Raw genomic sequence first — 15,061 nt, 5'->3', positions numbered from 1 at the left:
AGGGCGTGGAGCATGAGAACGATTTTGAAATGGCGGTGGGCGATCTTCGCGGCATGGATCGCATTGGCGGCAGGCTTGATGCTGCTGGCGCCGGACATGCAGCAGCTCGTTCGGGTGAAGGGGCAGATCACGGTGCCGGACGGCTACTCGTCCTCGACCGCGGCCAAGCTGCTCGAAGAGAAAGAGGCGCAGAGCGAGTCGGTCGGCAAGGCCGCCGACGAGAAGTCCGCCGTGCTCGTCTTCCATCGGGACGAGGGGCTGACCGACGCCGACAAGCAGGAGATTCGGCGCGGCCTCGCGGAGCTGAAGAGCAAGGAAAGCCTCGGCATCGCCTCGGTCACGGGACCTTTTGACCAAAAGGAGCTGGAGGACCAGCTCATCGCCGAGGACGGCAGGACGATGCTCGCCCTCGTCTCGATCGAGGCGGACGGGAGGGAGCCGAAGGAGCTTCAAGACGTGCTCGCGGAGGCGGCTTCGACGATCCAAGTGGACCACTCCTATACATCGGAATGGATGATCAACGAGGATCAGATCCGCAGCTCGATGGAAGGGCTTGCGAAAACCGAATATATTACGGTCATCTTCATTCTCGTCATCCTGTTCCTCGTCTTCCGGTCGGCAGTCGCTCCGTTCGTCCCGCTCGTCGTCGTCGGACTCAGCTATCTGCTGTCGCAGTCGGTCGTCGCTTATCTGGCGGAATACGCGGGCTTCCCGCTGTCCACGTTCACGCAGATCTTCATGGTGGCGATCCTGTTCGGCATCGGGACGGACTACTGCATCCTGCTCATCAGCCGCTACAAGGAAGAGCTGGCGAGCGGCCTCGACCGGACGGAGGCGATCGTACGGACGTACCGGAACGCCGGGCGGACGGTGCTCATCTCCGGGCTCGCCGTGCTCATCGGCTTCGCCTCGATCGGCTTCTCGACCTTCGGCCTCTATCGCTCGGCCGTCGCCGTCGCGGTCGGCGTGGCGGTGCTGATGCTCGCGCTCGCGACGCTCGTGCCGTTTTTCATGGCCGTGCTCGGGCCTGCCCTGTTCTGGCCGCAGAAAGGCTCGCTCTCGCACAGCGAGAACCGGCTCTGGGGGCGGATGGGCCGCTTCTCGCTGCGCCGCCCGGTCTGGGCGCTGCTCGTGCTGGCCGTCATCGTTTTGCCGCTGCTCCTCTCGTACCGCAACGCGATCTCGTTCAATTCGCTGGACGAGATCGGCGACAAGTACGATTCGGTCAAGGCGTTCAACCTGATCTCGGACAGCTTCGGGCCGGGAGATTCAATGCCGAGCACGGTCGTGCTCAAGGCGGAGAAGAGCTTCGACAACAAGGAAGGCCTCGCCGCACTGGAGCAGGTGAGCCGCGAGCTGGCGAAGGTGCCGGGCGTCAAGAGCGTGCGCAGCGCGACGCGCCCGGCAGGAGAGCCGCTGACGGACCTGGAGGTCGCCTCGCAGGCGGGCACGCTCGAGAGCGGCATCGGAAGGAGCGCGGAGGGGCTCGACCGGATCGGCCAAGGGCTGTCCGAGGCGAGCTCAAGCTTGGCGGCCAACGCGCCCAAGCTGGAAGAGGCGGAGGCCGGAGCGGGCGAGCTGACGCAGGGCACGGCCAGGCTGCAAGCCGGCGTCGAGGAGCTGGAGCAAGGTTTGCGGCGCATCCACCGAGGGCTTCAGGACGGCTCTGTCGGAGCGAAGGAGCTCGGCGCCGGGCTGAGGCAGGCGCAAGCCAGCGCCGCTCGGCTCGCCCAGGCGAGCGACGAGCTGCTGCAAGGCTACCGCGAGGCGGCCGGAGGGCTGGAGCAGCTCCAGGGCGCGTATGAGCGGCTGGCCTCGAGCCAGCAGCAGCTTGCGCAAGGGCTGAGCGGCGTGCAGCAAGCGTTCGAAGCGCTGGGAGGGAAATACCCGGAGCTCGGCTCCGACGAGCAGTACCAAGCGGCGCTCCAGTCGCTCGTTCAGCTGCAGGGCGGCGCCGAGCAGTCGGCGGCCGGCCTGGAGCAGGCCAATGCCCAGCTGGCCGGAGCGGCTGCCGGCATCGGCAAGGCGAACGGCGGCCTGGAGCAGGCGAGCGCCGGCCAGGCCGCGCTCGGCAGCGGCCTGCGCGAGCTGGCCTCCGGCCTCGATGCGCTGCAGAAGGGCATCGAGCAGGCTGCGGACGGCCAAGGCCGAGCCATCGGAGAGCTGCCTCAGGTGACGGCCGGCTTCGAGCAGCTGCAGGGCGGCCAGCAGGAGCTGCAGCGAGGCTTTGCCGAGCTGAACGAGCAGCTCGGCCAGCTGACGGGCGGCCTCGACCAGAGCGTCGACGGCATCTCGCAGGTGAGCGGCGGACTCGCGGAGGCGAAGTCGTACTTGACCGAGCTGGCGGACGCGCCGAGCCGCAGTCTGACCGGCTGGAACCTGCCGGACGCGGCGCTCCAGGACGAGGAGTTCCGCCAGGCGGTCGAAGCCTACCTGTCGCCGCAAGGAACGATGGCGACGCTGGATGTCGTGTTCGAGTCCAATCCGTACGAGGAGCAGACGCTCCGCAAAATTCCCGAACTGGACGCAGCGGTCGCGCGCGGGCTGGAGGGGACGGCATATGCGGATTCGCAGCATGCGATCGGCGGCATCACGAGCGTGCAGCATGACCTGAACACGATCTCCCAGGCGGACTATTCGCGCACGGTCATGCTCATGATGGCGGGCATCTCTCTCATCTTGATCGCGCTGTTCCGCTCGCTCGTCATCCCGGCGTATATCATGGCGTCGCTGCTGCTCACCTACTATACGTCGATGGCGGCGGCAGAAGCGATCTTCAGCCGGGCGCTCGACTACTCCGGCATCAGCTGGCCCGTGCCGTTCTTCAGCTTCGTGCTGCTGATCGCGCTGGGCGTCGACTACAGCATCTTCCTGCTCGACCGCTTCCGCGAGTACCGGCATCTGCCGCCTCAGGAGGCGATCCTGCTGGCGATGCGCCGCATGGGCTCCGTCATCCTGTCGGCCGCGGTCATCCTCGGCGGCACGTTCGCGGCGATGCTGCCGTCCGGCGTGCTGTCCTTGATGCAGATCGCGACGGTCGTGCTGATCGGCCTGCTGCTGTACGCCGTGCTGATCCTGCCGCTGTTCATTCCGGTCATGGTGCGCCTGTTCGGGACGGCGAACTGGTGGCCGTTCCTGGGCGGACGCGAGGAGCGGGAGCATCCGGTTCCTGCGCCGGAGCCGGGCTTGCCGGCCGACCGCTAGTCCTTCTTCCGCGCCTGCCGCGGCCGGCCCGCGCGCTGCCGCATCGCAGACGAAGAAAGCCCCGAAGCCCGCGCTTCGGGGCTTTCGCCGCATCCTGGCCCGATCAGCCGTCTCTTTTCATAGAAAATCCCGATGACGATATGGTACTCTACTACTAGAGTAGAGAGAGGAGCGGTCGCGTCATGGCAACGAGCAGTGCGTTCGAAGGAATCTACCAGGGCCAGAGGGCGATCTATTTGAGAGCGGACGCCTACGAGGCGGTCCTGCTCCCCGAAGCCGGAGGCAATCTCATCGCCTTCCAGGACCGAATCACCGGATGCCGGTTTCTGAGAGAGCCTTCGCAGGAGGAAATGGCGAGCTTTCGCGAGAATCCGGTCGTCTGGGGAATTCCGTTGCTCTTCCCGCCCAATCGGTATGAGGACGGCCGCTTCCCCTGGCAGGGACGGATCTATCAGCTGCCGGTCAACGAAAGGGAGCGCGACAATCACTTGCACGGCTTCCTGCATCAGATTCCATGGGAGGTCGAAAGCTTCGGCAGCAAAGGCTCCGAAAGCTTCGTCACGGTCGCGGTCCGCATCGACGAGGACCATCCGGTCTATCGGCGCTTTCCGTTCCGCTTTACGGTCCGCCTGCGCTACGCGCTTGGACCGGACGGGCTCGCCCAGCAAGTGACGGTGCGCAACGACGGCGACGAGCCGATGCCTTGCCTGCTGGCCTTCCATACGACGCTGAACGTGCCGTTCGCTCCGGGCAGCCGGGAGAGCGACTACAGCTTCAAGCTGACGGCCGGTCGCCGCTGGGAAATGAACGAGCGCATGCTGCCGACCGGGACGTTCATGGAGCTCGCTCCTGAGGAAGAGGCGATGAAAGGGGACGGAGCCGATCCGTTCTGGACTTCGCTCGATCATCATTACACGGCCGAGCCGCAGATGGGCCGCAACCGGATGGAATTGACCGACCGCAAGCGTGGAATGACGCTCGTTTACGATGTCGGCACCTCGTACAAGCAATGGATGCTCTACAACAACGGCGGCAGAGGCGGGTTCATCTGTCCGGAGCCGCAGGTCAGCCTGGTCAACGCCCCGAACACGGGGCTGCCTGCGGAGGAGATCGGGCTGTTCGGCCTGGAGCCGGGCGAAATCTGGGAAGAGCGGGCCCGCCTGTATGTGAAATCCCGTCCCTCCTAGACGGAGAAGAAGGGCTGTCGATTTCCCGGGAAATGTCTCGGATCGGCTCGACAAGCCGCTAGAAGGCCGCGAGATAGCTGCAATCCCAAGTCCGAAGGAGGAACCGCAAGTGAAGCTGAAGCTGGAAGGCAAGAAGGCGATCGTAACGGGAGGCAGCAAGGGGATCGGCTATGCGACCGCGCTGGAGCTGTCCCGCCAAGGGGCCAAGGTGGCCCTGGTGGCCCGCACGAAGGAAGAGCTTGAGGACGCGGCGGCCCGCATCCGTGTCGAGACGGGCGGCGAGGTGCTGGCGATCGTCGGCGACGTCTCCCGGCAGGAGTCGGCGGCGGAAGCGGTGAACGCGATCGCGGAGCGCTGGGACGGTATCTTCGACATCCTGGTGAACAACGCCGGCACGGCCGCCGCCGCTCCGTTCGCGGAAGTCGGTCCGGCCGCGTGGACGGCCGATCTCGACCTGAAGCTGCTCGGCGCCGTCCATATGACGCAGGCGGCCCTCTCGGGCCTGAAGGCGGCAGGCGGAGGAGCGGTCGTCAACGTGACGGCGATCGGCGGCAAGACGCCGCCGAAGGCGTCGCTGCCGTCGTCCGTCTCGCGGGCGGCCGGACTGGCGCTCACCAAGGCGATGAGCCGCGATCTGGCGCCGGAAGGCATCCGGGTCAACGCCGTCTGCATCGGACTCATCCGCAGCGCCCAGATCGAAGACCAGTGGCGGCGGACGAGTCCCGGCCAGACCTGGGAGCAGTTCGCGCGCGATCCCCGGCACGACATTCCGCTTGGGCGGATCGGAGATACGGAGGAAGCTGCGAACGCGATCGTCTTCCTCGCTTCCGGAGCGGCCTCCTATATTACAGGGACCGCCATGAACCTCGACGGGGGCAAGTCGCCCGTCACCTGAAGGCGGCTGGATACCATACAAGCAGATGCCCTCGCGTCTGCGCGCAGATAGGAGCACGACGATCCGATGGAAGCATCCCACAGCGGGCGCCCGAGCCGACGGGGCCGAGTTACGATCCGCTTCAAAATCATCTCCGGCTACGCCGTCATCCTGGCCTGCCTCGCCGTCTCGATCCTGATCGTCTTCCTGCAGCTGTCGTCGGTGCAGGAAGAGACCGAATACGTGACGGAGCACGACATCTCCGTCATGAATCTGACCAACGCCATCGAGAAGGACCTGCTCGACATGGAGACGGGACAGCGGGGATTCATCCTCACCGGGGAGGAGTCCTACCTCGAGCCGTACCGCTCGGGCTTTTCCCAGTGGCAGAACCATTACAGCGAGCTCCTGGCGCTCGTGAGCGACAATCCAAGCCAGACGAAGGTGCTGGAGCTGGCGAGAGGCTCGATCGAGCAATGGCTTACGATCACGATGCCGATCATCGAAGCCAAGCAGAACGGCGACGAGGCTGCCATCCGCGAGTTTTACGCCATCGACCGCGGCAAGCAGAACATGGACCAGCTTCGCGGCAGCTTCGATGCGTTCCGCCAAGCGGAGCAGAAGCTGGCCAAGCAGCGGCTGGAGATGCTGGACCGAAGCAACAGCCTGCTGCGGACGACGCTGCTCTCCCTGTTCCTCATCTCCATCGTTCTGTCGGGGCTGTTCGGCTGGCTGATCTCGCGCTCGATCGTGCGCACGATCGGCAGCGTCACGGAGTCGATCGCCGGCATGGCGGATTCACGGAATCGGGACTCGGCGCAGCTCCGCGAGCGGGTCGAGATCCGCTCGCGCGATGAGATCGCCGACCTGGCGGCAGCGACGAATCGGCTGCTCGACGAGGTCGAAGGCAACGACTGGAAGCAGAGGCAGGCGCTCGCGATCGGCTCCGCGCTGCAGCAGACCGGAGGGGCGGCCGAGACGCAGGAGGCGTTCCTGCGCTTCGCTTCCGAAGCGCTCCGGGCGCCGTTCGCGGCGCTTTACGCGGTGGAATCGCTCAAGCCGAGCCGCCGGCTCAAGCTCGCGTGCTCCGTGACCGGCAGCGGCGACGGGCCGGCCGGCCTGCCGCCCTTCATCGAGCATGGAGAAGGACTCGTCGGACGCTGCTTGGCCGAGCAGCGGATGAGCCACTATGACATGCCGGAGTCGTATGTGAAGATCGCCTCGGCCTTCGGCGAGGCGAACCTGCCGCAGCTGCTGCTCGTACCGGCGATCTTCGAAGGCCGAACGCTCGCGGTGCTTGAGGCGGCGCGGTTCGAGCCGTTCACGCCGCTGGAGCAGGATCTGGCGCTGGAGGCTGCCGCGCAGCTGGCGCTCGCGCTGCATCGCGTCCATACGGGCGAGGAGATCCGCACGCTGCTGCAGGAGTCGCAGTCGATGACGGAGGAGCTGCAGCAGCAAGCGGAGGAGCTGCAGACCCAGCAGGAGGAGCTGGCCGCATCCAATGAGCAGCTTGGCCGACAAGCGCGCCTGTCGGAAGAGAAGTCGCAGGAGCTGCAGAGCATCCAGCAGGAGCTGACGCTGTATGCCGCGGAGCTGGAGCGCAGCTCCCGCTACAAGAACGAGTTCATGGCCAACATGTCCCATGAGCTGCGGACGCCGCTCAACAGCATGCTGATCCTCTCTCAGATGCTGGCGGAGAACGCGGGGGGAGGGCTGTCGCCCAAGGAAGAGGAGTTCGCCAAGGTCATCCATTCGGCGGGCGAGGATCTGCTGGCGCTCATCAACGATATCCTGGACCTGTCCAAAATCGAAGCCGGCAAGATGGAGATCAGCTTGGAGCCGCTCAATCTGAGCGAGCTCCCGGCGCTGCTGCAAGCGAGCTTCCGCGCGCATGCCGAGCGGACCGGGCTGGAGTACGCGGTCATCCGCCGGCTGAACGTGCCGGATCGGATCGTCAGCGACGAGCAGCGGCTGATGCAGATTCTCAAGAACCTGCTGTCCAACGCGTTCAAGTTCACGCAGCAGGGCGGCGTGACGGTGACGATCTCGCAGGCTTCGGAACGGGAGGTGCTGCGGCATCTGCCGTCCCAGGCCGGGCGGCAGGTCGTGGCGTTCGAGGTGCGGGACACGGGCATCGGCATCGATCCGTCCAAGCTTGATCTGATCTTCGAAGCGTTCCGACAAGCGGACGGCACGACGAGCCGGCAGTTCGGCGGCACGGGACTCGGCTTGTCGATCTCCCGCCAGCTGGCGGGACTGCTGCAGGGCTGCCTTCATGTCGAAAGCCAGCCCGGTCTGGGCAGCGCGTTCACGCTGTATGTGCCGAGCCTGGGCGAGGCCGTCCAAGCCGAAGCCCCGCTTCGGACGCCCGGCCTGGCGGAGACTGCGGCGGACCTGGACGAAGCGGCGCCGCCAGGCCGCACCTTGGCGGAGCTGCCGGGCGGGCGGCTCCGCCTGCAGCCGGCAGCCGTCGAGGAGCCCCGGCGCGGCAGCCGGTATCGCGGAATGCGCGTGCTTGTCGTCGATGACGACATCCGCAACGTCTATAGCTTGACGAGCTTCCTCGAGCAGCTGGGCATCGAAGTGCTGACGGCGACCAACGGCCGGGAAGCCCTCGACGCGCTGGACGCCTGCGGCTGCGATCTCATCCTGATGGACATGATGATGCCGGTGCTGGACGGGTATGACACGATCCGCGAGATTCGCTCCAGCCAGACGCATCGAGGGCTGCCGATCATCGCCCTGACCGCCAAGGCGATGCCGCAGGACCGGGAGCTGTGCCTGCAAGCGGGAGCGACCGACTATATCACCAAACCGCTCCAGCTAGAGCGGCTCAGCTCGCTGCTGGAGGTGTGGCTGCCCCGGCGCAAGGTTTGATCACGGGCAGCCTGGGTAAAAAAGGGTCATTAAGGACACAATGCGGATAGGGTGGTTAGAACATGAGAACGCAGGGGTTGCTCCTATCGGGTCTTGTCTTTGCTTTGCTGATTGCCATCTTTGCGGTCATCAACGTCGACTCCGTCCAGGTGAATTTCCTGTTCGCGCAGACGAGCCTGCCGCTCATCCTCGTCATTCTCGGCTCGGCTCTGCTGGGCGGAGCAAGCGTAGGCCTGTTCGGCATCATCCGCTCGTTCAAGCTGCAGAAGCGGCTCAAAGCCCAGCAGAAGGAGCTGGACGGACTGCGAACGCAAGATCGCTTGGAAACCGCGCCTGCGCTTGCGGATGGCCCGCTGCCGGCAAGCGCGATCGAGGCGGAGCCGGCGGTACGGCCTTCGGCCGAGTAACGGATCGGAATCGATGAGCTGCGCCGCCCGGCGCAGCTTTTGTCTTTTTGGGCGAGGGCAGAGCCCGCAGGCCAAGCGCCGCGGGATGCCGATGAAGAGGAGGACGCGCGGATGGAAACGGCGAAGCTGGCGCTGCATACCGATAAATATCAGATCAACATGATGTATGCCCACTGGAAGATGGGGACGCATGACCGCAAAGCCGTTTTTGAAATGTACTTCCGAAAGCTGCCGTTCGGCAACGGCTACGCGGTATTCGCGGGGCTCCAGCGGATCGCCGACTATATGCTCGGCCTGAGCTTCACCGAGGAGGAGCTGGCTTACCTGGAGGAGCAGGAGGAGCGGTACGAGCCGGCGTTCATCGAGGAGCTGCGGCGCTTCCGGTTCAGCGGCAGCATCGACGCCGTGCCGGAGGGCACGCTCGTCTTTCCGAACGAGCCGCTCGTGCGCGTCGAGGGACGGATTTTCGAGGCGCAGCTCGTGGAGACGGCGATCCTCAACATGGCCAACTACCAGACGCTCATCGCGACCAAGGCATCCCGAATCAAGCAGGTCGCCGGCTCGGACGCGCTGCTGGAGTTCGGAACCCGCCGCGCCCAGGAGATGGACGCGGCCATATGGGGAGCGCGCGCGGCCTATATCGCCGGCTTCGACGCGACGAGCAACCTGCGGGCGGGCTGGCGGTTCGGCATCCCCGCCAAAGGCACCCACGCCCATGCCTGGGTGCAGGCGCATGAGTCGGAGCTGGAGGCGTTCGAGCGCTATGCCGAGGCGCTTCCGGACGGCGTGACGCTGTTGGTCGACACCTACGATACGCTCGGCAGCGGCGTGCCGAACGCGATCGAGGTCGCGCGCCGACTCCGCGCCGGCGGGAAGGAGCTGCAGGGGATCCGGCTGGACAGCGGCGACCTCGCCGTCCTGTCCAAGGAGTCGCGGCGCATGCTGGACGAGGCGGGCTTCCCGGACGTGCGCATCGTCGCTTCGAACGACCTGGACGAGAACATCATCCTGAACCTCAAGGCGCAAGGCGCGGCGATCGACACCTGGGGCGTCGGCACGCAGTTGATTACGGCGGCGGACCAGCCCTCGCTCGGCGGCGTGTACAAGCTGGCCGCGATCGACCGGGGCGGCGGCTACGAGCCGGTCATCAAGCTGTCGGGCAACCTCGACAAGGTGACCAACCCAGGCTCCAAGACGGCGTATCGGCTCCTCGATCCGGCGACGGGATACGCCGCTGGCGATTACCTGGCGCTGAGCGCGGAGGCGGCCCCGTCGGGCGAGCCGCTGCGCCGCATCGACCCGGCCCACCCGTACGTGAAGTCGGTGCTGACCCGGTACGAGGCGGTGGAGCTGCTGCAGCCGCTGCTGCGGCAAGGGGAGCTCGTGCGCGATCTGCCGGATCTGGAATCGATCCGGTGCTATCATCAGCAGCAGCTGGCGCTGTTCCGGCAGCCGCATCTGCGCAAGCTGCATCCGGAGCCGTATCCGGTATCGTTCAGCCCGGAGCTATGGAAGCTCAAGACGGAGATGATCGAGCGTGTCCAAGATGGAGGAAAGTAATCGGGGGCGGCCAGCCGGGAAGCGGCTGAGCCGAAAATGTCCGACGGCCGGCCGGCTCGCGCTTCCGCTGCGCCTGCTGCTGGCGGGCTTGCACGCCGGAGCTTGGATGACCGGCCGTCCGCTGGCCGGCATGCGCGGGCGGATGGCCGCATTCATGCGGGCGATGGATGTCGCCGCCTGCCTGCGCCTGCCCGGCCGGGTCGAGTGGGGAGACATCGACCTGCAGGTCCGGGACGGCCGACTCGTGCCGGCGCGCTGGTACAGACCGCGGCGCAAAGCCTCCGAGGACGGCCATGGGGAGCCGCTGCCGGTCATTCTGTATTATCATGGAGGAGGCTTTGCGCTCGGCGGCCATCGGCTGCGTCATCGCTACAATCGGGCTTGGGCGCAGCTGAGCGGCTGCCTCGTGCTGTCGGTCGGCTATCGGCTGGCGCCGGAGCATGCGTTCCCGAAGGGGGCGGACGATGCCTACGAAGCTCTGCTGTGGGCATCGCGCGCGGCCGGCTCGCTCGGCGGCGATCCGACGCGGCTCGCCGTCGCCGGCGAGAGCGCCGGCGGCAACATCGCGGCGGTGACGGCGCTGCGCGCCCGCGATGCCGGCGGGCCGCCGATCCGGGGGCAGGCGCTGCTCTATCCGGCGGTCGACCTGACCGGACGAGGCGGGCCGGGGGCGGAGAGCCAGCCGTCGCTGCGGCAGAACGGCCGGCAGTATATGCTGACGCTGCGGCTGCTGCGGCAGTTCGCCGACGGCTATGCGCCGGAGGAGCTGCGGATGCTGCCGCATGTATCGCCGCTGCTGGCGCCCGATCTGGGCGGGCTGCCGCCGGCGCTCGTCGTCACGGCGGAGCTTGATCCGCTGCGGGACCAGGGCAGGCTGTACGCCGAGCGGCTGCGCGCGGCGGGCGGAATTGCCGAATCGCGCTGCTATGCGGGCATGATCCACGATTTTACGGCGATGATGCCGGGCTGGCTGCCGGAAGCGGAGCATTCGCTGCGGCTCGCGGCGGGCTTTTTGAAAGAAAGGCTGTATGTTCCTGCGCATGGCGGCAGCCTTGCCGGGACGGCCGCTTCGACGGAGCAAGGCGGCGGCGGGTGCGGAGCGGCGGAGGAGCAGGGAGAGGGGACGAACGAGCATGAACGACCATTCGGCTGAAGGCGGTTCGGAGCAGGAGCTGCGGCAGCTGCGCGCTCGCTGCGATGAGCTCGAGAGCAGGCTGGCTGCATCGGAAGCGGAGCGGGAACGGCTGACCGCCGAGGCGGCGAAGCTCGCCGCAGAAGCGCAACGGCTAAGGCGCAGGCTGGGCGGAGCGCCCGACATGATGCATTCGCGGCTCAAGGACGCGCTGCGGGAGTAGTGTCTTGGACTTCGGATCGGGGCGTCCGCTATAATAGAAGTCTGAGGAGGGATGGCAATATGGCAAACAACAACGAACAGCTGGCGACATTCGCCGGCGGCTGCTTCTGGTGCATGATCTCGCCGTTCGAGGAGCTGCCGGGCATCATCCGCGTCGTCTCCGGCTACACGGCCGGGCATGTGGAGAATCCGACGTACGACCAGGTATGCGAAGGCAATACCGGCCATACGGAAGCCGTGCAGATCACGTATGACGCGGATGTGTTCCCGTACAGCAAGCTGCTCGACACGTACTGGCAGCAGGTCGATCCGACCGACGCGCTGGGACAGTTCGCCGACCGCGGCGATTCGTACCGTCCCGTCATCTTCTACCATACGGAGGAGCAGCGCAAGCTGGCGGAGGAATCCAAGCGCGCGCTGCAGGAGAGCGGCCGCTTCGACAAGCCGATCGTCGTGACGATCGAGCCGGCGGCTCCTTTCTACGAGGCGGAGGACTACCACCAGGATTACCACAAGACGCATCCGTTCCGCTACAAGATGTACCGCAAGGGCTCCGGCCGCGACCAGTTCATCGAGAGCCACTGGAAAATGGACAAGAACGAGGACGAGCTGCGCGCCCGGCTGTCGCCGCTGCAATACGAGGTGACGCAGAACAACGGCACGGAGCCGCCGTTCCGCAACGAGTTCTGGGACCATAAGGAAGAAGGCATCTACGTCGACATCGTCTCCGGCGAGCCGCTGTTCAGCTCGCTCGACAAGTACGATTCCGGCTGCGGCTGGCCGAGCTTCACGAAGCCGCTGGCCAAGCCGAGCGTCAAGGAGAAGACGGACACGAGCCATTTCATGGTCCGCACCGAGGTGCGGAGCGCAAGCGCCGATTCCCACTTGGGCCATGTGTTCGACGATGGGCCCAAGGACCAGGGCGGCCTGCGCTACTGCATCAACTCCGCCGCGCTCCGGTTCGTGCCGGCATCGCAGCTGGAGGACGAGGGCTACGGCGAATACCGGAGCCTGTTCCGCTAAGCCGTGCCATCTGCTCAAAAAAGCTGCCCCCGCCAAGAGATTGGCGGAGGCAGCTTTTTTTGCGCCGAATAGAAAGGGCGGGCGTTGACTGGAAGCGCTGCGGCCGAGGATCAGGCCGTAACGGTGCCGCTCTTGTCCGAGATGCCGTTCAGGAAGTACAGCTCGAACAGCCGCATGACGTCCTCCTCCTGGAACGGCCGTCCCGAGACGGCCGGCCAGTCCACGACGAGCGTGATGAACAGCTTGACCAGCACGTAGGCGGTCAGCTGAGGATCGCAGGGCTTGAGCTCGCCCTTGGCGACCGCGTCCTCGACATGCCGCGCGACGAACTCCAGCAGCGCCTCCTCCATCATGCGGATGCCGAAGCCGGCTGCGGCGGTCCCGATCTCCTTCATTTCCAGCGACAGCCTCGTGAACAGCTCATGCTCCCGGCGGTAATTGAGCACGTCGAGCAGGGCGCGGTGCAGGTTCTCGGCGAACGGCTTGGCCGGATCGACCGCCTTTTCCGCCAGCTGCACGATCTCCTCCACGAACGCGTTCATGATTTCCTCGAACAGCTGCTCCTTGTTGTCAAAAAAGGTGTAGATCGTCCCTTTCCCGACACGCGCGATTTTGGCGACCTGATCCATCGTCGTCGCCTTGTAGCCGAACAAGGCGAACGACCTCGCGGCGGCCTGGACGATTTCGGCTCTCCGATCGATCGACATGGCAAGCAGACCTCCCGTTTATGACTGCAGAACGATAATGGTTCTTCTGGTCATTCTGATCGTAGCATAAGGATTTTATACGGTAAACCGCGCATCCAGGTTTCAGAAATGGAATCGCTTCAGCGGGAAAAAGCGGACAAGCGGCCGGAAAGAGCGGGTTGCATCTTGAAAAGAGGCATGATAAAGTAGGATTCTGACCAAGTGACCAAATTAGATTTTTAGTCAGAAAGGGGAAAGGAAGAATCATGAAGGCTTTGAAAACGATCGGCCAGGACATGAAAGCGATGTTCAAGAAGCCGATGCTCGCCATCTCCTTCATCGCCGTCGCGTTTGTTCCTATTTTATATAGCGGCTTTTTAATCGAGGCGTCGTGGGACCCGTACGGCCAGCTGGAGAAAATTCCGGTCGCGGTCGTGAACGAGGATCAGGGCACCGTGTACGAGGGCGAGCGGATGGACGTCGGCCAGGAGTTCGTCGACGAGCTGAAGGCGAACGCGAAGTTCGACTGGACCTTCGTCACGCCGGAGCAGGCGGCGAAGGGAATCGAGGCCAACGACTACTATATGGCCGTCAAGATTCCGAAGGACTTTTCCGCCAAGGCCGCCACGCTCATGGACGACAAGCCGCAGCAGGCCGAGATCGTCTTCGAGCCGAACGGCGACTACAACTTCATCGCGGGCCAGATCGGCTCGACGGCGATGAAGGACGTGCGCGCGGAGCTCAACGCGAGCATCACGGAGGCGTATGCGCGCAGCATGCTGTCGCAGGTGAAGGAAGTGTCGGAGGGCTTCACGGAGGCCGCGGACGGAGCCGGCGAGCTCAAGGACGGAGCCGGTAAGCTCGACGAGGGCGCACGCACGCTTCAGGAAAATCTCGCCAAGCTCGCGGACGGCACCGGCAAGCTCCAGGATGGCGTGTCGCCGCTCGCCAGCGGAGCGCTCAAGCTCCAGGACGGCACGGCGTCGCTGGTTCAGGGCAGCGGGTCGCTCGCTTCGGGCCTCGCTCAGCTGCAGCAGGCAAGCGGGCAGCTGACGGATGGAGCCGCCGCTGCCGACGAGGGAGCCGCTCGGCTGGAGCAAGGGCTAGCGGCGTCGGCCGATGGCGCGGCCAAGCTGCAGCAGGGACTGGAGCAGTCGGAGCAAGGCAGCGCCAAGCTGGCGGACGGCCTCGGGCAATCCGCGGCCGGCAGCGCCAAGCTGGCCGACTCTCTGGCGGCCGCCGAGGAAGCGGGCGGCAAGGTATCGGACGGCGCCGCGCAGCTGAGCGCCGGCCTCGAGGCATTGCTGCAGGCGAATCCGCAGCTGGCGGAGTCCGAGCAGGGCAAGCAGCTGCTCGCGGCGAGCCAGCAGCTGGCCGAGGGCAGCAGCCAGCTGAGCGCGGCGCAGCAGCAGCTCACCGCGGGCGGCCGCCAGCTGGCGGACAGCCAGCAGCAGCTGCAGGCCGGCGCGGCCTCCTTGCAGGAGGCGCAGCAGCAGCTTCTGCAGGGCAGCGGCGAGCTGAGCGCGGGCCAGCAGCAGTTGCAGGCCGGCGCTCGGCAGCTGCATGCAGGCACGACGCAGCTGAGCGGCGGGCTGCGGCAGTTCGGCGCCAAGCTGGGCGAGGCCGCGAGCGGCAGCGCCAAGGTCGCCGGCGGCGCCAAGACGCTGAGCAGCGGCGCGTCTCAGCTGAAGAGCGGCATCGGCCAGCTGGCCGATGGCGTCGGCACGGTCGCCGGCGGCGCGGTTCAGCTGGAGGACGGAGCCGTCAAGCTGCAGGACGGCACGCTCAAGCTCGTCGACGGCTCGGGCGAGCTGCAGAGCAAGCTCGGCGAGGCGGCCGACAAGACCGCGAGCGTCAAGGATGGCGACGATACGGTGTCAATGTTCGCC

At 65.9% G+C, this 15,061-nt stretch carries 10 protein-coding genes and 1 pseudogene; 10 read left to right on the top strand and 1 reads right to left on the bottom strand.

The window, feature by feature from the left end; genetic code table 11:
- The first annotated feature begins 12 nt into the window (after positions 1–12).
- The 9 genes from HGI30_RS19050 to msrB all read left to right on the top strand — a co-directional run bounded on the left by HGI30_RS19050 (position 13) and on the right by msrB (position 12,486).
- A complete protein-coding gene (locus tag HGI30_RS19050) occupies positions 13–3,204 on the top strand; it encodes an MMPL family transporter (protein WP_168908993.1) in 3,192 nt (1,063 codons plus the stop codon).
- Between the two features lie 182 nt (positions 3,205–3,386).
- Complete coding sequence (locus tag HGI30_RS19045) at positions 3,387–4,391, top strand: aldose 1-epimerase (RefSeq protein WP_168908992.1); 1,005 nt, start codon at positions 3,387–3,389, stop codon at positions 4,389–4,391.
- A 109-nt stretch (positions 4,392–4,500) separates the two neighbouring features.
- The gene (locus tag HGI30_RS19040) at positions 4,501–5,286 is read left to right on the top strand and encodes an SDR family NAD(P)-dependent oxidoreductase (RefSeq protein ID WP_168908991.1); all 786 of its coding nucleotides are present in this window, start codon (positions 4,501–4,503) and stop codon (positions 5,284–5,286) included.
- A gap of 66 nt (positions 5,287–5,352) precedes the next feature.
- Positions 5,353–8,142, top strand: a complete 2,790-nt coding sequence (locus HGI30_RS19035) for a CHASE3 domain-containing protein (protein ID WP_168908990.1) — start codon at positions 5,353–5,355, stop codon at positions 8,140–8,142.
- A 62-nt stretch (positions 8,143–8,204) separates the two neighbouring features.
- A complete protein-coding gene (locus HGI30_RS19030) occupies positions 8,205–8,549 on the top strand; it encodes a LapA family protein (protein WP_168908989.1) in 345 nt (114 codons plus the stop codon).
- Positions 8,550–8,660: 111 nt separating this feature from the next.
- Positions 8,661–10,109: a nicotinate phosphoribosyltransferase gene (locus HGI30_RS19025; protein ID WP_168908988.1), complete on the top strand. Its 1,449-nt coding sequence runs from the start codon at positions 8,661–8,663 to the stop codon at positions 10,107–10,109.
- Positions 10,096–11,262, top strand: a complete 1,167-nt coding sequence (locus HGI30_RS19020; RefSeq protein WP_235680456.1) for an alpha/beta hydrolase — start codon at positions 10,096–10,098, stop codon at positions 11,260–11,262. The genes HGI30_RS19025 and HGI30_RS19020 overlap by 14 nt, the downstream gene beginning before the upstream one ends.
- Positions 11,243–11,464, top strand: a complete 222-nt coding sequence (locus HGI30_RS19015; RefSeq protein WP_168908986.1) for a hypothetical protein — start codon at positions 11,243–11,245, stop codon at positions 11,462–11,464. The genes HGI30_RS19020 and HGI30_RS19015 overlap by 20 nt, the downstream gene beginning before the upstream one ends.
- A gap of 59 nt (positions 11,465–11,523) precedes the next feature.
- The gene (gene msrB / locus HGI30_RS19010; protein WP_168908985.1) at positions 11,524–12,486 is read left to right on the top strand and encodes a peptide-methionine (R)-S-oxide reductase MsrB; all 963 of its coding nucleotides are present in this window, start codon (positions 11,524–11,526) and stop codon (positions 12,484–12,486) included.
- A gap of 110 nt (positions 12,487–12,596) precedes the next feature.
- On the opposite strand, the gene HGI30_RS19005 is transcribed toward msrB, so the two are convergent.
- The gene (locus HGI30_RS19005; RefSeq protein ID WP_168908984.1) at positions 12,597–13,193 is read right to left on the bottom strand and encodes a TetR/AcrR family transcriptional regulator; all 597 of its coding nucleotides are present in this window, start codon (positions 13,191–13,193) and stop codon (positions 12,597–12,599) included.
- A 245-nt stretch (positions 13,194–13,438) separates the two neighbouring features.
- Here HGI30_RS19005 and HGI30_RS19000 point away from each other — a divergent pair.
- Positions 13,439–14,941, top strand: a pseudogene (locus tag HGI30_RS19000) (YhgE/Pip family protein); the annotation flags it as partial.
- Positions 14,942–15,061: the final 120 nt, after the last annotated feature.

Source organism: Paenibacillus albicereus, from assembly GCF_012676905.1.
Lineage (GTDB): Bacteria > Bacillota > Bacilli > Paenibacillales > Paenibacillaceae > Paenibacillus_O > Paenibacillus_O albicereus.
This window is presented reverse-complemented; position numbering and strand designations above follow the sequence as displayed.

Coding starts and splice junctions, on each gene's coding strand:
- HGI30_RS19005 (WP_168908984.1), bottom strand. CDS start 13,193: ATGTCGATCGATCGGAGAGCCGAAATCGTCCAGGCCGCCGCGAGGTCG.
- msrB (WP_168908985.1), top strand. CDS start 11,524: ATGGCAAACAACAACGAACAGCTGGCGACATTCGCCGGCGGCTGCTTC.
- HGI30_RS19045 (WP_168908992.1), top strand. CDS start 3,387: ATGGCAACGAGCAGTGCGTTCGAAGGAATCTACCAGGGCCAGAGGGCG.
- HGI30_RS19030 (WP_168908989.1), top strand. CDS start 8,205: ATGAGAACGCAGGGGTTGCTCCTATCGGGTCTTGTCTTTGCTTTGCTG.
- HGI30_RS19015 (WP_168908986.1), top strand. CDS start 11,243: ATGAACGACCATTCGGCTGAAGGCGGTTCGGAGCAGGAGCTGCGGCAG.
- HGI30_RS19020 (WP_235680456.1), top strand. CDS start 10,096: ATGGAGGAAAGTAATCGGGGGCGGCCAGCCGGGAAGCGGCTGAGCCGA.
- HGI30_RS19050 (WP_168908993.1), top strand. CDS start 13: ATGAGAACGATTTTGAAATGGCGGTGGGCGATCTTCGCGGCATGGATC.
- HGI30_RS19025 (WP_168908988.1), top strand. CDS start 8,661: ATGGAAACGGCGAAGCTGGCGCTGCATACCGATAAATATCAGATCAAC.
- HGI30_RS19035 (WP_168908990.1), top strand. CDS start 5,353: ATGGAAGCATCCCACAGCGGGCGCCCGAGCCGACGGGGCCGAGTTACG.